The sequence below is a fragment of the Jonquetella sp. BV3C21 genome, assembly GCF_000468895.1.
Lineage (GTDB): Bacteria > Synergistota > Synergistia > Synergistales > Dethiosulfovibrionaceae > Jonquetella > Jonquetella anthropi.
In genome coordinates this window covers 38174-54773 of the sequence record NZ_AWWC01000025.1, presented here as the reverse complement: position 1 = coordinate 54773, position 16600 = coordinate 38174, and the positions used below count along the sequence as shown (strand labels likewise).

Here is a 16600-nt window from a genome sequence, read left to right as displayed (position 1 = left end):
TTTATTCCTCCGCTTTTATTTCTTATTCAGCCAGTCGGCCACTTTTGCTGCAGCTTCCTGCGCCTGACTCCCGTAGATTTCAAGGCCGTCAAGCACCTGCGCGTTTGGCTCCAGCGCCCTGATCTTTCCGACCGTGTCACAAATCCCCGATCCACTGTGGGTGCAGAACGGGGCGATGACCTTGCCCGACAGGTCGTACTGATCTAAGAAGCTGTAAACGATCATCGGCATGTCACCCCACCAGATAGGATAGCCCAAGTAAATCACGTCGTACTCGCCCAAGTTCTTGATCTCGTTGGCGATCGCCGGACGGGCGGCGGCGTTCTTCTCTTTTTTCGCCAACTCCGTGGCAGCGCCGTATTCGTTCGGGTACGGCTGAACCGGCTCAATTCGAAAGATATCAGCCCCGGTTTGCTTTTGAATTTCCTGAGCGACAGTCTGGGTGTTCCCCGACCGGGAGAAGTAGACCACCAGCCCCTTTTTCCCCTCGGCGGCGCCGGCCGCGCGGCCAAGGCTCACAGAAACCAGAGCCAAAAGAGCCAACGTTAAGAGAACTTTTTTCATTCCTTTGCGCCTCCTTCAGCGGCAAATCCTATTTTTTGAAGCCACGCGCTCAGTTCGCCTTCGGCTCGGGAGCCGCCGTCCTCGTACAGCGCCAGCATTTCGAGGATCTGCCCGGTGCAGAGCTTTTTCACGTCCCGATCGGCGTTGCCTTTGCCCCCGCCGCCATGGGTGAGGAACGGGGCGACGGTCTTCCCTTCCAGACTGTAGCGGTTCAAAAACGTCCTAACTGGCGTCGCGACGGTGCTCCACCAGTTCGGCGAGCCCAAGAAAATCGTGTCGTACTGGCTCAGGTCGCGGTCCAGCGCCTCAATCGGCCTCAGAAAGCCGCGCTGAAGCTCGTCTTTGACGACCCTCGTCAACGCTTCGTATGGCTCGGTGTACGGCGAGACCGGCCGGATTTCTTCCAAATCGGCGCCGGTCAGCTTCTGAAGAATCTGCGCGACCCGACGGGTGTTTGACGACTGAGAAAAATAAACGATGAGGCTTTTCTTCATGATCCTTCCTCCTTCTCTCCGGCGATTTCTCACGAAAAAGCCGACTGTCACTTGCCCCAATACTAAAAGGCGTTTTCCTGATCCCCCAGCCCGCCCCTGAGCCGGTCTAAAAAGGCAAGCTGTCTTTCCTCCTCGCGAACTGCCCGAAGCGTTTCTTCCCGCCGGCTCTCCAGCATGGCGAGACAAAGCGAGCGGCCAGCCCCCCTTCACGGAGACTCCGAGCGTACAACTTAGCTTCGCCCCGGCTGAACCCGGCCTGCAGGAGAAGAGCCTGAACGCCGTCCCCTTCTGAGTCTGGTTCGTCAAGCCCCTCCGGTTTGATATGCCAGCTTTGGAAGTCCTTGACGAGCTCTGCTGGAATGCCGTACCGCTTCAGCGCGTCGGAAGGCTCCATCAGCCCGCCCCCTTCGAAAAAAATGAAGACGCCCCTTTCGGAGCGCCTTCATTCTATGGTCCGGGCTAAGATATGCTAAATGCTTAGTTTTTATCACAAGATATGCTTTTAATGCATTGGTCGGTGAAGTCGATGAACGCCCGCACAGCAGGGGAGAACTGCCGGTCGTTCTTCCACGCCAAAACTGACTGGGCAGTCAGCCGGGGCGAGAGCGGGACAAAACGAAGGCCCTCGTACTGGGCGGCCAACCGAACGGCAATCGCCGCGCCGAGGCCGCTGCGCACCATCACGGCGGCGTTGTAGAGCAGGTTGAAGGTCGTCACGGTTTCCAACCGACTGTACCGGCTTCCGAACCACGCCCGCAGCTCGTTCTGTACAGCCGTCCGGGACGTCACTAGCAGCGGAACCGACGCCAAGTCGTCGGGAGAAACGGCCTCCTGAGCGGCCAACGGCGAGTCGTCGCGGGCCAAGACGCCCCATTCTTCCTGACAGGGTAGCCGGATGAACTCGTACCGGGCGACGTCTACCGGCTCAAGCAGCAGGCCGATGTCAAGAAGCCCTTTTTCGAGCCGGTCTTTAATGTCATCGGCGTTGCCGCTGAACAGCGAGTAACGAACCTGTGGGTTCTGCCGCCTGAATTTGGCCATCAGCACCGACAGGCACGACATGCTCAGTAGCTCGCCGCAGCCGAAAGCGACTTCTCCGGCAATCGTCCGCCGGTCGAGAAGAAAGTCCCGTTTCGTCCGCTCCGCTAGGTCAATCATCTCCTGAGCCCGGCTCTTCAGCAGCAAGCCATCGTCGGTCAGGACGATGCGGTGACTGGTTCGGATGAACAACTTGGCGCCCAGTTCCTCTTCCAGCGCGGCCATCTGACGGGAAAGCGTCGGCTGAGTCACGTGGAGCAGGTCGGCGGCGTGGGTGATATTTTCCTCTTTCGCCACGGCGAGAAAGTATTTCAGCGTTCGCAGTTCCATCTTTTTCCCTCCTCAGCTGAATACTAACACCGATTGGGACGCCGGAAAACTCGGAGCTAAAGGCTTTCGGCGATCCCGTCGCTGAGTGAGCGAAGCGCCAGCAGGGTGAAAAGGATCATCAGCCCGGGCGGCAGCCAAATCCACGGCGAGTCGAGCAACACCGAAAGGGACTGGCCGTCGCTGAGCATCGTCCCCCAGCTGGCGGTAGGCGGCATGATTCCAAGCCCTAAAAAGCTCAGCGACGACTCGGCCAAAACAGCCGACGCGACGGCGTTGGTGATGTTGACCGCCAGAGGGGCCGCCACGTTGGGCAGGATATGGAACGCCGCGATTCGCCAGGACGGGTACCCGCTGACGGACGCGTAGACGAGGTACGGCTCGTGCCGAATGTTGATCGTGGCGGCGCGCATGACCCGGGCGGTCGCAGGCCACGAGATCAGCCCTAAAAGCAGGACCATTTTCCCCGCGCCGCTACCGAAAACGGCCAAGAACACCAGCAGCAGCATCACGTCGGGGAACGACATGAACACGTCGGTAACGCGCATGAGAAACGAGTCGACGAACCCGCCGAGCCAGCCGGACAGCAGGCCGATTGAAACGCCGACGAGCGAACTGACCGTCACTGCGCCGAGCGCAACGCCGCAGCTCACTCGGGCGGCGTAGATGAGCCGGCTCAGCACGTCGCGGCCGATCAGGTCTGTTCCGAGCAAAAACTGAGCCGTCGGGGCCGCTCGGAACGGCCCGACCAAAAGATTGGGGTCGTACGGGGCCAACAGGGGCGCGGCCAGTGCGGCCAGCGATAAAAGCCCGAGAAAGAGGGCGCTGAGCCATATTTTTTTACGTCTCATCGCGGTTCCTCCTCCGAGCCATCCCGATCGACCCAGTGAGTCAGGACGTCCACAGCCCAGTTGGTGAGCACCACGCAGCAAGCCACGACCAAGTTGACGCCCAGAATAACCGGATAATCACGACGGCCGATGGCGTTCATCAAAAGCGTTCCCATGCCGGGCCACTGGAATATTTTTTCGGTAATCGCCGCGCCGCCGACCAGCGACGGGATCTCAAGGCCCAGCAGGGTCAGCAGCGGAACTGTCACGTTGGGAAGACAGTGACGCCACAGTCGTCGCCGCTCGGACAGCCCTCTGGCCCTCGCCGAAGCCATGTAGGGCGACCCTATCGCCTGAGCGGTCAGCGAGCGGACGTACCGCAGCAACCGAGCCAAGACGCCGAACGCGATCACCGTCGCAGGAAGGGCCAAGTGCCGCAGCCGGTCGGCCAGACCGCCGGCCCCGGACAGGTCGTGGGTGCCGCCGCTGGGAAGCCACCCCAGCTTGAGGGTAAACGCCCACAGCAGGATCAGCGCCAACAGAAAGTTAGGCCACCCGAGCCCCACCATGACGAGCCAGTTGGTGACGCGATCGACGGCCCCGCCGGGCCGGCGGGCCGACCAAATCCCCAAGGGCAGGGCGAGAGCGGCCCCGACGGCCAGCCCAACGCCCATGAGCAAGAGAGACGCCTTCATGGCCCGGCCGATCAAGCCCGACACCGGCGCACCGCCCTGAAAGCTGCGGCCCATATCGCCGCGCAGCAGCCGGCCAACCCAGACGACGTAGCGCTCTGCCACGGGCTTATCAAGCCCCAGCGCCTGCCGGCGTCCTTCGAGAAACTCCTGCGTCGCCCTCGGGCCGGTCAGGTAGTCGATCGGGCTGCCAGGAGCCAGAGCCACGATCGAGAAGTTGAGGACCGTCACGCCGAGAAGCAGCAATACCGACGTCCGCAGCCGCCGCCAAAACCATTTATTCATCGCCGAGTCTCCGCGCCGCCTGAGATGCCCAAGGCGCTTTCCAGCAACAGTTTCGTGTACGAGTGGGCCGGATGATCGACCACCTGTTCGCGCTCCCCTTCCTCAATGACGGTTCCGCCGTACATGACCGCGATCCGGCCGCACAAAAAGTCGACCGCCGCCAGATCGTGGGCCACGAACAGGCAGGTCAGCCCGTGGCGCTGCCACAGCTTTTTAATGCAGTTCAGCGTCTGGGCCTGAGCCGGCGCATCAAGCGAGCTGATCGGCTCGTCCAGCACGAGCAGTCGAGGCGTCATCACAAGCGACCGGGCCAGAGCCACCCGTTGGGCCTGACCGCCGGAAAGCTGGCGCGGCTTTCGGTTCCACAGCTCTTCTCCAAGTCCCAGTTCGGTCAGGCTCTCGGCCGCCCGATCGCGGCGCCGACGGCTCGGCAGTTTTGAAAAAAGCGTCAGCGGCTCGGTCACCGCGTCAAGAACCGTCATCGTGGGCGTGAGCGACCGGTGCGGGTTCTGAAAAACGCACTGCACCGCCCACGGCTCCCCCCGGTCGAAGTTCAGCGTCAGAGCTCCCTCGTCGGGCCTCTCAGCGCCCGTCGCCAACCGGCAGAAGGTGGACTTGCCGCAGCCCGACTGGCCGACGAGGCCGGTAACCCGGCCCTCTTCCAGCGTCAAGTTCACGTTCCGCAAGGCCCAAAAGTTCCCGCTTCCCCGCCGGTACAGCTTCCCGACGCCTCGGGCGCTCACTAAAGCGGTCATCAGTTCGCCTCCGTCTCTTGGGACAGCCGCGCCCACGCGTCAACCGGCAGCAGACCGTCCCGGTACTGGCCGACTTTCGGCGCGGCGGCCAACAGCGCCGCCGTGTAGGGATGGGACGGGCTCCTAAAGACGCGGCTCGCCGAGCCGCTCTCAAGTATTTTTCCGCCCCTCATCACCGACACGTCGTCGGCAAACTTACGGCACAGCGCCAGCTGGTGGGTAATGAACAGGCAGGCTGTCCCCAGATCGTCGCGAACCCGGCGCAGAATATCCAGAATCTGACAGGCCACCACCACGTCGAGGGCCGTCGTCGGCTCGTCACACAGCAGGACGCTCGGCCGTCTCATCAGGGCCATGGCGATCATGACCCGCTGAGCCATGCCGCCGGAAAGCCGACCCGGCCGGCCGCGCATGACGCCAGACGGGTCGCTCAGCCCCAGCCCGCCGAGCAGCTTTTCAGCCCCCGTCCAAGCGTCCGCCGTCTTTTCCCCGTCCAAGACGACCGAAGGCTCGATCAGCTGGTCGCCTACGTCCATACGCGGGTTTAACGCCGACCGAGGATCCTGAGGGATCAGCGCGACGGTCCGGCCCCGAACGGCCCGCCACTCTTCCTCTGACGCGCCGCGCATCTCGCGGCCCTGGACGCGCAGCGATGCGCAGGACGCCGAAAGCGGCGGGTCGATCAGCCCCATCAAGGCGGCGGCCGTCATGGACTTCCCGCACCCCGACTCGCCGACCAGAGCGGTAATCCTGCCCCGCCGCAGCGTCAGGCTGACGCCGCCGACCAGCGCGCGGCCAGCCACGTCCTTGACTGTCAAATCCCGAAGAACGAGCACCTCTTCCATCATGCCGCCTCCTTTCGACTCGCTTTCAGCCGCTGAAACGGAGAAAGGGCCGCCGGCAGGCGGCCCTTCGACCCAACGGGTTAATTAGTCCTCTTTCTCCCACTGGTACAGATCGGCGAACATGCCGTAGTCGTGCGGCTGGCCGACCTTCATCTTGTTGCTCACCGCGTACAGGTCCTTGGCGGCGTACAGGGACATCATGGGCATATCGTCCCACAGCAGTTTCTGCAGGTCCGCCGCCTCGGTTTTCAAGGCCGCGTCGTCCGTCTCGGTCATCATCTTGGCGACCAGATCGTCCATCTTCTGGGTAAAGTACCGGTTGTAGTTCCCCTTGGTGATGAAGAACTGCAGGTCGTATGTTGGGTTCAGCGGCACCAGCGTGTCGGCCATGATGATCATGTCGAACGCGCCTTCCTTGGCGCGGCTCATCACCGTCGGGAAGTCGAACTTGAGCATATCGACCTTGACGCCGATCGCCGCGAGGTTGGCCTGAATGACCTGAGCGACCTGCTCGCGAGTCGTGTTGCCGGTCGGCACGGTGAACTCCAGCGACTTGTTGAAGTCAAATCCGGCGTCCTGAAGCATTTTCTTTGCCTTCTGAGGATCGTAGGCCGGCGCCAATTTGGCGTCCCGGTACGGAGAGGCGCTGGTGAAGAAGCTGGCCGTGGGCTCGCCCTGTCCGAGAAGAACCTGCTTCACGATCGTCTCCCGGTCGATCGCGAGGGAGATGGCCTGACGGATCTGGGGGCTCGACAGCCGGTCGTTGTTCAGGAAAAGGAGTTGCACCGTCCCGGGGCCGCCGCTGATCGTGCGGACGTTCTTGAGCGACTTCACCTTTTCGTAGTCGGTGCTGGGAATCATCCCGTTCATCGGGACGTTCATGTCGATATCGCCGGCGGCAAACGCCACTGTCAGTTCGGGGCCCGACATGACCTTGAAGGTCACGCCGTCAACCTTCGGAGCGCCGAGGAAATACCCCTTGTTGGACTTAAGCTTGAGGAAATGATCCTTGTCGAACTGGACGAACGTCATCGGGCCGCTGGTCACTGTCGGGTGAGCCAGCTCGGCTTCTTGCTTGTAAGTCGCCGGGCTGAAATTCTTCCACAGGTGGGCAGGAACCGGCAACAGGGCGCGCAGGATATTGTCGTTGAACATGTTGAACGACATACCCTGCTTGCAGATGAACTCGACCGTGCGGCCGTCAATCTTCTTCACGCCGGTCATTTCGGCGCCCTTCGGCAGCACGCCGTGCTCGTCAAACCCTTCCAGCACGCTGTAATACTGGGTCACCATCGAATTGACCTTCGGGTCGGTCAGAAAGCGAACCGTGAACAGCACATCGTCGGCCGTAATCGGTTGGCCGTCGGTCCACTTGGCGTCCCGAAGGGTCACGCGGAAGTGCTTGCTGTCAATCTCTTGGACCTTCTCGGCCAGCATCGGCTGATAGGTCAGCTTATCGGTCAGAGTGACAAGCGGCGAGTACAGCAGCTCGGCGCACACCGTCGCCATCGAGTCGCCCGGGTCGATCGGGTTCAGATCGCTCGGCGAGTTCGTGACGCCGACGTTTACCGTCGCAGCCATAGCCGCCGTGGCCAGAGTTGCCGCTGCAAAGGTTGAGCAAAGCAGTTTCTTCAGTGTCATGAAACAGTCTCCTTTCCCCTGCCTATTAGATAAATTAAACACATGAACTTTATTCATTTTATCTGCCGTTTTTCCGCCGTCAAGGCGCAGATCAGAGCAAAAGAGTTCAGTATTCTGCTCCTCTGCAGGCGTTTTGAATGAAACCGCAGTGACCTCTCAGGGGAATTCCGCAGCTGGCTCGTTGAGCTACTTAAGAAAATACCTCAAGGCCGCGGACATTTTTATTTTTGTCGGCAGGATATTTTTTTTGTTCGACCTTCCTCCGCTTAAGCAATAAAAAAACAGTAAATCTTTTTTGATTTACCGTTCGTTCAAGGACCCTGTTAGGGCTTTTATTTCATTGTAGGAAGGGGCCGCTTGAAAAAGATCTATCTCAAAACCATTTTATTTTTTCGCCTCTAAACACTGGCCTTGGGCCCTTTTGATACGGATCGTAATTATTCAGGTTACAGCCAAATTCTTTTACTGCCTTTATTTTATTATCTTCGGTCCAAGTGACCAAAGACATGCCGTCAAACTCCTCAACTTTTCCATTACACATCTCGTTTTTAAAGTACCACTCTACGACCATCTGGTCTCCTTGGTGAAAAAATTGAATAATTTTCCAACAGATGACCTTGCCTCGCCTATTCCATTCTTCAAACCACCCCTTCACCGCTGCTCGACTTTCGTATTTCGGGCCCCAACTTTCTGTATAGAGGACGTCTTCACTAAAAATAACGTCTATTCCTAAATCCTGCCCTTTAAGCCACATATCAAACCATAATTGAATTATTTTTTCTCTTTCGTTCATCTCGCGCCTCACCTCAAGGGAAAAAGTTTCCTACCCCGCTTTTCTAGGCCTCTTATTTTGGCTGCAGGAACGCCAAATGACGGTTCGCCGACGCAGAGAGGACGGGAAGGAAAAAGCGCCGGCGAAACCGCCGGCGCTCAGTGAGCAAATTGATTTCAAACTGTCTTAAGCCTTCAGACGGTTCTGCTCGTCGTACTCGTTCAGGCTCTTGGAGACCAACTTGGACAGACCGATCAAGGCGATCAGGTTGGGGAACACCATCAAGCCGTTGAAGAAGTCGGTCAGCTCCCAGACCAGATCCAACGTCATGACAGAGCCGTAGACGATGAAAATCATGACCAGAACGCGGAACGGGAGAAGCCCCTTGGGCCCAAAAAGGTAACGAATGTTCTGCTCGGCGAAGAAATACCACCCGACGATGGTAGAAAACGCGAAGAAGAACATGCACACGGCGATGAACGGCAGGCCCCAGCTGCCAAGACCAAGTTCGAACGCCTTCTGAGTCAGCGCAATACCCTTGAGCACCACGCCGTTGTTGCCAGCCGCGCCGATCGGAAGGGCGCCGGTCACGAAAATGACGAACGCGGTCATGTTCAGGACGAGGAACGTATCGACGAACACGCCCATGATCGCCACAAAGCCTTGGTCGGCCGGGTGCTTCACGTTCGCCACAGCGTGAGCGTGAGGCGTGGACCCCATACCGGCTTCGTTGGAGAACAAACCGCGGGCGACGCCGTAGCGGATGGACTCCTTCACAGTGGCGCCGATCAGACCGCCGGTCGCAGCCGCCGGGTTGAACGCGCCTTCAAAGATCATCTTGAACATCGGACCGATCTGACTCAGATGGGTCACGATGATGTAAAGGCCACCGAGCAGGAACAGACCGGCCATGATCGGGACGACCTTCTCAGTCACAGAGGCGATGCGGCCAAGCCCGCCGAAGAAAATGAACCCGGCAAGGATAGCCACGACGATACCAATGTGAAGCCGACTGATCGACGGGAACGCGTTGTGAATCGCGTCGGCGATCGAGTTGGACTGCACCATGTTGCCGACGCATCCCAGAGCGATGATGATGGCAATGGCGAAGAACCCGGCCAAGAACTTGCTGTGGAGACCTTGGCTGATGTAGTACGCCGGACCGCCGACCACCTGACCGGAAGCGTCCTTGCCCTTGAACGTCTGAGCGAGGACGGCCTCGGCGAAAATCGTGCTCATGCCAAAGAACGCGGCGATCCACATCCAGAAGATAGCTCCCGGACCGCCGGAAGCGATAGCCGTCGCGGCGCCTGCCAAGTTGCCGGTGCCGACCTGCGCGGCGATGGCTGTCGCCAAAGCCTGGAATGAGCTCATGCCGTCCTTGCCGGCCCGCTCGCCGAACAGGTTCAGGCCGCCGAACGTGTTCTTCCACGCAATGTTGAACCGACGAATCTGGACGAACTTCAGCCGCAGGGTGAAGTACAGTCCAGTGCCGCAAAGAAGCGGAATCAGGCAGTACAGTCCCCAGACGTAGCTGTTAATGTTTGTGACGATTGCCGTTAACCTCTCCATAAACTATCACTCCAGTGTTTGAAAGATTTTTGCAGCACTTTCAACGCTTGCCGAGCTTCTCTTTGCTCCTTTCGCACAAGGTGTGAAACTCTTCTCATATAATCTAGCAAAAAATATGAAAAATGTCCACGCCTTTTATGCTTTTTGTCTAATAAATTCGAAAAGCAAAATAAAACGGCTCTCCGCGGCGACAAATTCAGCAGATTGAAGCATTCGGTTTGCGTCACTCAAAGACCGGCGTGCCCGGAAAAACTAGTCTGCCGGGACGCTACTAGCTCTGCCCTCCGCCGTTTGGCCCGAGGGTGTTCTGCAAAAAAAGCCCGCTGCGGTCTGAGCGCAACGGGCTTTAAAACACTGCAAAATACTAGTCGTTGAACACCGTCTGCTCGGTCACTTCGGTTTCCAGGGCCTTGATGGCCTTGTCGACCAAATGACGACGAAGCTTCTTTTCCTCTTCCGGGCTCTTGGTTGGGTCTCCCAGGGGGTGAGGGATTGCCACGGTGGGGATCAGACGGTTAGCGCCAACGCTGAGGGAGATCGGGACGATCGTCAGCATGTGGGCGACAGGAACATCGGCGTTTTCCTCAATAGCTTTGACCATCGTTGCACCGCAACGAGTGCAGGTGCCTCAGGTGGAAGTGAGGATAACGGCGTCAACTTTGCCGTGCAGCTTCTGGCCGATTTCCGTGCCGAAGCGCTTGGCGTTGGCCACGCCGGTGCCGTTGCCGACCGTCGCATAGTAGTAACGGTACAGCTTGCCGATCTTGCCTTCTTTTTCCAGATCGCGGAGCACGTCGACAGGAAGGACGCGGTTGGCGTCCTCGTTGGCGTAGGTCCGGTCATAGCCGCCGTGAGCGCTTTCGTAGGCGCCCTTCAGCGTCATGACGCCGTCGATGTCGTACTCGCCGTAGTTCTGGGCGCTGGACGAAGCGATGTGATCCGGGTTCCCGTTCGGCACGATGCCGCCGGAGGTGACCAGAGCGATAGTGGCGTGAGCCATGTCCTTAACAGCCGGACGAGGCGTCACCCGGTCGAACACGGGCATCTTGTACTCGGTCTCGAACTCCTCGCCCTTCAGCTTCTTGACGAGCATCCGAACGGCGCGCTCGGCACCGACTTCCTCGTAGAACTTGTTCTTGCGGATACCGCGCTCGATGTAGCCCTCAGCTGCCGGCGAACCAAGCTTTTCGCCCTTCAGCTGCTTGAGCAGAATCGCAGCCATCGGAGGAACAGCCTTGCCCATGCCGCGGGCGCTGTCGGCGGCCTTGACGATGTAAATGCTCTTCTTGTACAGGTCGACGCCCGGGTTTTCCTCGTACATGGCGCTCACGACGGGGATGCCCAGCTCCTTGGAAACGGCATCGCAGACGGCGCCGCAGGCGGTGCCGTACCGGCCGGCGTTGAAGGCCGGACCGGCCACGAAGGCGTCGGCGCCGAGCTTTTTCACGGTGTCAAGGACAAATTTGGTGTCGGCGGCCATGTTCTCGGCGAAATGGCTGTCGCCGCAGATGATGGTGGCAACGATGTTAGCCTCGCCCTTAAAGGCGGCATTCAGAGCGGCACCAGGGCCGACAAGACCGTCACGAACTTCCGGAGCGATGTCAGCTTTTTCCTCTCCGCCGATGCCAGCGAAGAACTGGTTGATGTAGTGAACTACTTTGTAAGTCATTCATAGTCCTCCTTCACGTCAAAGGTGCTACAGAGTGTATTGTGAGTACTGTTCGCGAATGCCTTTGACGGCCGCTGCAAGCGCCTCAGGATCAAGAACCATCTCCATCATGGAAATGTTCTCTTCCCAAGCTGCGGGGTCGGCTTCGGCCCGAATTTCCTCTTCAAAAATATCGTAAACGGCAAGTCCCAACGGGACGCCGGCCAACGGTCCTGCATAGGTGGGATCCCCGTTCGTCACGGTCTCGGCGTAAATCTCCGCGCCTTCTGCGTCGGAAGAACCGAAAATCACGACGACGTTTTCCGCACCGTACTTCTCAGCAACGTCTTTAACGCGCTGCTGATTCTGCAGGTCCATGGCTCCAGCTGCCGTTCAGACAAAGCACTCGGTGGCTTCAAATACCACTTCGGCTCCGCTGTTTTTGAAGCAGGCTTCCATCGCCGGAGCCGGGACGCCGTCCCGCTCGCCGAGGAAGACCAGCTTCTTTCCAGCCAGCTTTCCCATGTTTAACCCTCCTTGCTAACTAGAGCGTCTCCGCGCCGTTCTTGGTGAAGCCCAGCTCGCAGGTGGCGCCGGTGATAATCTGAAGCTCGCAGAACAGCGAACCGTCCGGACGAACCGTGTCGACGAAGCCGCCGGCCTGGTTGGCCACGGTACTGATGTCGCCGATGACGTGATCCAGCTTGGGCAGGACGATCGGCTCGTTGGCGTTGCCGGCGGTGACGCAGGCATTGCCGTAAGGCGTCGTGTCAGCCAGAGACTGGGATCCGCCGTCGCGGGCCGCGTACTCGTCGGTGACGAGGACGGTCTTCATGCCGGCCTTTTCGGACTTCCAGCAGTTCAGAACCAAGTCGGCGTCCGGGTTGCCGAAGCCTTCTTCGGAGATGACCACCGCGTCGGCGCCGAGCGTCTTGGCCAGTTTGACCGCGTAGCTGGAGCTGCGCTTCTTGTCGGCCAGCGTGACGTTCTCGTTGGTGATGACCACGCCGATGAAGTTCAGGTCTTTGCCGTGATGCTCGTACAGGCTCTTGATGATCGGGTTGTTCAGGTGGACATAGGTGCTGTTCTTGTCGCAGGCGGACACGCAGTTGCCCGAGCAGATGGCGCCGTCCATGACTTCGGTGGCGTTGATCATCGTCGGGATGACCTTCTTCACGTCCACGCCGTAGACGTACGTGTCGTGTAGCAGGCCCTGAGTCTGGAGCATGTAGATGTACGCCACTTTGGGAAGGTTCGGGTACTCAGCCAGCGCCTCGCGGTACGGCTTGGACTCGTAGGTCTCCACTTTGTCGGCGGCGAATCCGGCTTCCTTGATCTTCTGAGCGATGAAGGTAGCAGTCTTCAGCCCGGCAAGGCGGCAGGATTCCTCGCGGCTGTGCAGCTCCAAGTTCTCAACCGGGTTAAGGACCATGACGATGTTGCAGGTCTGGGAGAACGGAGTGTAAGGAGCTCCAGGGCCAGTCATGTCGACGATGCCTTCCTGAGGAGCGATCAGCCGGCCGGTCGTCAGAACCGCTGCGCCCTCAAGAACGAGGGTCTTGCCCTCGCCGACGGTGTCCACGTCGCCGATCCAGCCGGGGAACACTTCGTTGGTTCCCTCGATCTTGCAGCGAGGCTCAATCGCGTCCTTGACAGGAGCGATACGGATGCTCTCGCCCGGATGGGCCAGTTCCACATCCACAGAGGCAAGCCGCTCGTCGTCCTTAATGTTGTCGATCAGGGCCTGCTTGCAGATGGTCAGAGTGCCGTTCTTCACAGAGAAGGCATCTCCGAACACTACTTTGTTGATTCTTACCTTGTGGAGTTCAAGTTTCAATGTAACTCCCCCCTTCTGGGATTGGCTCTCCTACGGAAAGCCTGCCGAAGATCTCCTCGGCCGCCGACGCTTCCCAACCAAAAAAGCGCTGGCTTTTATTGTCGAGCCTCCCGTCTCAGACCGGAAGGCGGCGAACAACCTCGCTTATCGGTGAAAACCGCATTTAATAAAGGTTTCCTGCATCAGCTCCCGATCGATGGTCTGGTAGTCGTCCAAGAACCGGGGGAAGCAGTTCTGCGGCGTCACGTGAGGCCGGCCGCAGTTAGCGTACACGTCCAAGGCGTTTTCCAACAGATTCAGCCCGTACTCGTCAAACGCCTCTCCCGACCGCCCCTCCCGGAGAAGCAGGGTGCGGAACGGCTGCTGATACGGACGAAAGTTGCCGTACAGCGGGTGGTTCATCAGGTGCCACCCCTTGTGGAGCAGATCGCGGCCAGCGATCAGCACCTTGTTTGAGCAATCGTTCACAAATTGAAGCCGCACGTTGTCGCCTGCAGGGCACTCAATTTTTGGGTTGTTGGTCACCAAAACGTACTGGATTGCCATCTTGCCTCCATGGAACTTCCGCTTTCCAGGCCAGTTCAAGCCTCGCCTTTACAATTCAGCGTCTCTTCGACCCTGAGTAAAACAAAACGGAAAGGAATTAGAACTGTTTCATGAATTTATATTGTCATTATACCCTATCGGCCCAAAATGACCATAGGGGAAAACAGCAAACCGCCTTATTTTTTGCTATCTTTTTTCATCTTTTTGCCTAAAGAAGGTTGGCGTCAAGACATAAAAAAAGCCGGGGCAATCGCCCCGGCAGCTACAATTACATGATCTTGTTGACGTTCGCCTCGATCTGCTCGATGGTTACCGTGTCGCCGGTCAGGCGAAGGTCTTCAACCTCTTTGCCGTCCTTGAAGAACAGGAACGAAGGAAGGCTCATCACCTTGAGGGCCATGGCGACCCGGCGGTTGCCGGAAATGTTGACCTTGCACAGGTCAACCTTGTCGGCCACTTTCTCGGCCAGCTTCTCGACGCTGGGCATCAGGGCAAGGCAGTGCGTGCACTTGGGGCCCCAGAAATCCATGAACATGGGCTTCTTGGCGCTGTTCGCGATCGCTTCTTCAAACGTATCTTTGGTCAGTTCAACGGCCATCGTGTACCATCTCCTCTAAAAAATGGTCGCCGACAGAAAAGGAACTTCCCGTCAACTTTGGTTATTCTAAGCCATAGAACAATTTTTCGTCAATCGGAGAAAAAACTTACCATTTAAGGCCAGTAACGAAGATGACGAGAATGACCGCAGGCGCGACGAAGCGGACGCAGAACAGCCACAGGTTTTTGTGGGTGAAAACCCGCGTCGTACTATCAAGCTCCGGTAGGATATCTTTCGGGATCAGCCAGCCGACGAACAGCGACGTCAGAGCGGCCATGACAGGCATACCGATGTTGTTGGTGATGAAGTCAATAAAGTCGAGGAATCCCTTGCCGGCGATATCGAAAGCGTGGCTTCCAAGGCCGAGAGCAGACGGCACGCCGAGGACGAACACGAGAATCGTCGCGACGACCGTCGCCTTTTTGCGAGACATCTTCATGGTGTCGATCAAGCAGGCCACCGGCACCTCAAGAAGGGAAATTGACGAGGTGATGGCCGCAAAGAAGAACAGGACGAAGAACAGGGTGCTCCAGATCGCGCCGCCGGGCATCTTGGCGAAGATAGACGGCAGGGTGATGAACGTCAGGCCGGGCCCCGAGTTGACCTCAATGGAGAACGCAAACGCCGCGGGGAAAATAACGAATCCGGCGAGGACGGCCACCAGCGTGTCAATCACGCAGACTTGCGCGACCGCCGACGGCAGGTACTCGTCCTTTTTAACGTAGCTGCCGTAGGTGATCATGATTCCCATACCGAGCGACAGGGAGAAGAACGCCTGCCCGATGGCTGCCAAACAACCCTCAAGGGTCAGTTTGGAGAAGTCGGGCAGCATGTAGAACTCAAGCCCCTTGCTCGCTCCCGGCAGGGTGAGAGAGCGAACGATCATCACGAGAAGGATGACGAACAACGCGGGCATCATGACCTTGCAGACCCGCTCGATGCCGCCCTTGATGCCGCCGAAGACGATGAGCGATGTGAGCAACACGAAGATCACGTGGTACAGCAGAACTTGGTTCGGAGAAGAGATAAACGCGCCGAACAAATCTCCTGAATGGCCGGCCGCCGCTTCTCCCATGAGCCCGGAGAGGGATGAGACGATGTACTTAATCGTCCAGCCGCCGATCACCATGTAGTACGAAAGGATAAACGTCCCGATCAGGGTGACGATGACGCCCATGAAGGTGAACTTGCCGCCCTTGTACTGCCGGAATGCAGAAACACAGCTGAGCTGATAGTGCTTTCCAAACGCCATCTCGGTCAGCATGACGGTAAAGCCGATGACGCACACCACGAAAAGATAGAACAGGATGAACGAGGCACCGCCGTACTTACCAGCTACGTATGGAAATCTCCAAATGTTTCCGAGACCAACAGCTGAACCACCGGCCGCCAGAATAAAACCTATCTTGCTTCCCCATTGTTCGCGTGTTCCTGAGTGTTGAGACATAATATCCTCCCCTTCTGACGAAGTTCCTCTGTTTCCCCTTGAGCAATTCAGCGAGTTTAAATTTTCTGAATATATCCAAGATACAGATATTATACCAGTGGAGTTTTTTCTCTGCAACACTTTTTTACTGCAAAGGTTAGCAGTATTTCGCCTGTTGTCTTCATCTGCAAACGCGATTAGCTTCTCGCGCTGGGCCAATCTTTCCGCAGCCTCAGCCTCGACGCCGAGGCCTGCAAAGGTTTGATGGAATAAGCCGCAACAGAACCGCAAGGTGAATGCCGCTTTCAGTACCCAGCCCCGCGCAAGAAGCATCGAGAAATTTTTAACGCAAAGCCGGCAGGTTTCCCCTGCCGGCCTTTTGATTGAAGGCTATTGAACATTCCATGTTGGAAGCGTCATCGTCTTTAAGTATCAGATAAAGAACGTCGGTCTCGACGAATATTTGAGGTCTGTGCGTCGCGACGAGGCCGAGGAGACGAAGATCCTCTTTGCGGCCCCAATCAGGCGGCAACATAACGGAAGAAGCATAATGCAAAAGCCATCAGTATTGTGCGAAGGCTATCAAACACTTCACGCTTTAGACGGCACAGCTCTTTAACGGTCAGACAATGAACGTCGACCGCGACGAATATTTGAGGCCTGTACGTCACGACGAGGCCGAGAAGTCGGAAGCCGTCCCGCAACATAATTGAGCGGCAAGCCACACGAA

17 protein-coding genes are annotated in these 16600 nt (G+C 58.0%); all 17 read right to left on the bottom strand.

All coding sequences use genetic code 11. The features are described from left to right. Positions 1-15: 15 nt before the first annotated feature. Positions 16-564, bottom strand: coding sequence for a flavodoxin (locus HMPREF1249_RS06780; RefSeq protein ID WP_008522937.1), 549 nt, complete (start codon positions 562-564; stop codon positions 16-18). Then, positions 561-1058 carry a flavodoxin gene (locus tag HMPREF1249_RS06775; protein ID WP_021776027.1) on the bottom strand — a complete coding sequence of 166 codons (498 nt, stop codon included), beginning with the start codon at positions 1056-1058 and terminating at the stop codon, positions 561-563. The genes HMPREF1249_RS06780 and HMPREF1249_RS06775 overlap by 4 nt, the downstream gene beginning before the upstream one ends. 106 nt (positions 1059-1164) lie before the next feature. After that, the gene (locus HMPREF1249_RS06770; protein WP_231286740.1) at positions 1165-1452 is read right to left on the bottom strand and encodes a cyclic nucleotide-binding protein; all 288 of its coding nucleotides are present in this window, start codon (positions 1450-1452) and stop codon (positions 1165-1167) included. A gap of 83 nt (positions 1453-1535) precedes the next feature. Next, entirely contained in the window at positions 1536-2426 is an 891-nt protein-coding gene (locus HMPREF1249_RS06765) for a LysR family transcriptional regulator (protein ID WP_008521286.1), read from the bottom strand. 56 nt (positions 2427-2482) lie between these two features. Continuing rightward, on the bottom strand, positions 2483-3274 hold the full coding sequence (locus HMPREF1249_RS06760) for an ABC transporter permease (protein WP_021776038.1): 792 nt from the start codon (positions 3272-3274) through the stop codon (positions 2483-2485). Further along, positions 3271-4230: an ABC transporter permease gene (locus tag HMPREF1249_RS06755; RefSeq protein WP_008521288.1), complete on the bottom strand. Its 960-nt coding sequence runs from the start codon at positions 4228-4230 to the stop codon at positions 3271-3273. The genes HMPREF1249_RS06760 and HMPREF1249_RS06755 overlap by 4 nt, the downstream gene beginning before the upstream one ends. Beyond that, positions 4227-4985 (bottom strand): ABC transporter ATP-binding protein, encoded by a 759-nt coding sequence (locus HMPREF1249_RS06750; protein WP_008521289.1) that lies wholly within the window; start codon positions 4983-4985, stop codon positions 4227-4229. The genes HMPREF1249_RS06755 and HMPREF1249_RS06750 overlap by 4 nt, the downstream gene beginning before the upstream one ends. Beyond that, a complete protein-coding gene (locus HMPREF1249_RS06745) occupies positions 4985-5830 on the bottom strand; it encodes an ABC transporter ATP-binding protein (protein WP_008522938.1) in 846 nt (281 codons plus the stop codon). The genes HMPREF1249_RS06750 and HMPREF1249_RS06745 overlap by 1 nt, the downstream gene beginning before the upstream one ends. Positions 5831-5914: 84 nt before the next feature. Continuing rightward, complete coding sequence (locus HMPREF1249_RS06740) at positions 5915-7471, bottom strand: ABC transporter substrate-binding protein (RefSeq protein WP_008522939.1); 1557 nt, start codon at positions 7469-7471, stop codon at positions 5915-5917. A 373-nt stretch (positions 7472-7844) separates the two neighbouring features. Next, the gene (locus tag HMPREF1249_RS06735) at positions 7845-8264 is read right to left on the bottom strand and encodes a nuclear transport factor 2 family protein (RefSeq protein ID WP_021776039.1); all 420 of its coding nucleotides are present in this window, start codon (positions 8262-8264) and stop codon (positions 7845-7847) included. Between the two features lie 165 nt (positions 8265-8429). Next, positions 8430-9815 (bottom strand): alanine/glycine:cation symporter family protein, encoded by a 1386-nt coding sequence (locus HMPREF1249_RS06730; RefSeq protein WP_008521295.1) that lies wholly within the window; start codon positions 9813-9815, stop codon positions 8430-8432. A gap of 364 nt (positions 9816-10179) precedes the next feature. After that, entirely contained in the window at positions 10180-11484 is a 1305-nt protein-coding gene (gene grdB, locus HMPREF1249_RS06720) for a glycine reductase complex selenoprotein B (protein WP_021776026.1), read from the bottom strand. Between the two features lie 27 nt (positions 11485-11511). After that, positions 11512-11988, bottom strand: coding sequence for a glycine/sarcosine/betaine reductase complex selenoprotein A (gene grdA, locus HMPREF1249_RS06715; RefSeq protein ID WP_008522944.1), 477 nt, complete (start codon positions 11986-11988; stop codon positions 11512-11514). A gap of 19 nt (positions 11989-12007) precedes the next feature. After that, the gene (locus tag HMPREF1249_RS06705; RefSeq protein WP_008522946.1) at positions 12008-13300 is read right to left on the bottom strand and encodes a glycine/sarcosine/betaine reductase component B subunit; all 1293 of its coding nucleotides are present in this window, start codon (positions 13298-13300) and stop codon (positions 12008-12010) included. A gap of 144 nt (positions 13301-13444) precedes the next feature. Then, positions 13445-13846 (bottom strand): GrdX family protein, encoded by a 402-nt coding sequence (locus HMPREF1249_RS06700; RefSeq protein ID WP_008521306.1) that lies wholly within the window; start codon positions 13844-13846, stop codon positions 13445-13447. Positions 13847-14114: 268 nt separating this feature from the next. Continuing rightward, positions 14115-14444 (bottom strand): thioredoxin family protein, encoded by a 330-nt coding sequence (locus HMPREF1249_RS06695; RefSeq protein ID WP_008521310.1) that lies wholly within the window; start codon positions 14442-14444, stop codon positions 14115-14117. Positions 14445-14550: 106 nt separating this feature from the next. Further along, positions 14551-15891 carry a sodium-dependent transporter gene (locus HMPREF1249_RS06690; protein ID WP_008522947.1) on the bottom strand — a complete coding sequence of 447 codons (1341 nt, stop codon included), beginning with the start codon at positions 15889-15891 and terminating at the stop codon, positions 14551-14553. Positions 15892-16600: the final 709 nt, after the last annotated feature.

What these genes read in the sequence shown, in the direction of transcription:
- HMPREF1249_RS06780 (WP_008522937.1), bottom strand. Translation starts at nt 564, where the DNA reads ATGAAAAAAGTTCTCTTAACGTTGGCTCTTTTGGCTCTGGTTTCTGTG.
- HMPREF1249_RS06775 (WP_021776027.1), bottom strand. Translation starts at nt 1,058, where the DNA reads ATGAAGAAAAGCCTCATCGTTTATTTTTCTCAGTCGTCAAACACCCGT.
- HMPREF1249_RS06770 (WP_231286740.1), bottom strand. Translation starts at nt 1,452, where the DNA reads ATGGAGCCTTCCGACGCGCTGAAGCGGTACGGCATTCCAGCAGAGCTC.
- HMPREF1249_RS06765 (WP_008521286.1), bottom strand. Translation starts at nt 2,426, where the DNA reads ATGGAACTGCGAACGCTGAAATACTTTCTCGCCGTGGCGAAAGAGGAA.
- HMPREF1249_RS06760 (WP_021776038.1), bottom strand. Translation starts at nt 3,274, where the DNA reads ATGAGACGTAAAAAAATATGGCTCAGCGCCCTCTTTCTCGGGCTTTTA.
- HMPREF1249_RS06755 (WP_008521288.1), bottom strand. Translation starts at nt 4,230, where the DNA reads ATGAATAAATGGTTTTGGCGGCGGCTGCGGACGTCGGTATTGCTGCTT.
- HMPREF1249_RS06750 (WP_008521289.1), bottom strand. Translation starts at nt 4,985, where the DNA reads ATGACCGCTTTAGTGAGCGCCCGAGGCGTCGGGAAGCTGTACCGGCGG.
- HMPREF1249_RS06745 (WP_008522938.1), bottom strand. Translation starts at nt 5,830, where the DNA reads ATGGAAGAGGTGCTCGTTCTTCGGGATTTGACAGTCAAGGACGTGGCT.
- HMPREF1249_RS06740 (WP_008522939.1), bottom strand. Translation starts at nt 7,471, where the DNA reads ATGACACTGAAGAAACTGCTTTGCTCAACCTTTGCAGCGGCAACTCTG.
- HMPREF1249_RS06735 (WP_021776039.1), bottom strand. Translation starts at nt 8,264, where the DNA reads ATGAACGAAAGAGAAAAAATAATTCAATTATGGTTTGATATGTGGCTT.
- HMPREF1249_RS06730 (WP_008521295.1), bottom strand. Translation starts at nt 9,815, where the DNA reads ATGGAGAGGTTAACGGCAATCGTCACAAACATTAACAGCTACGTCTGG.
- HMPREF1249_RS06700 (WP_008521306.1), bottom strand. Translation starts at nt 13,846, where the DNA reads ATGGCAATCCAGTACGTTTTGGTGACCAACAACCCAAAAATTGAGTGC.
- HMPREF1249_RS06695 (WP_008521310.1), bottom strand. Translation starts at nt 14,444, where the DNA reads ATGGCCGTTGAACTGACCAAAGATACGTTTGAAGAAGCGATCGCGAAC.
- HMPREF1249_RS06690 (WP_008522947.1), bottom strand. Translation starts at nt 15,891, where the DNA reads ATGTCTCAACACTCAGGAACACGCGAACAATGGGGAAGCAAGATAGGT.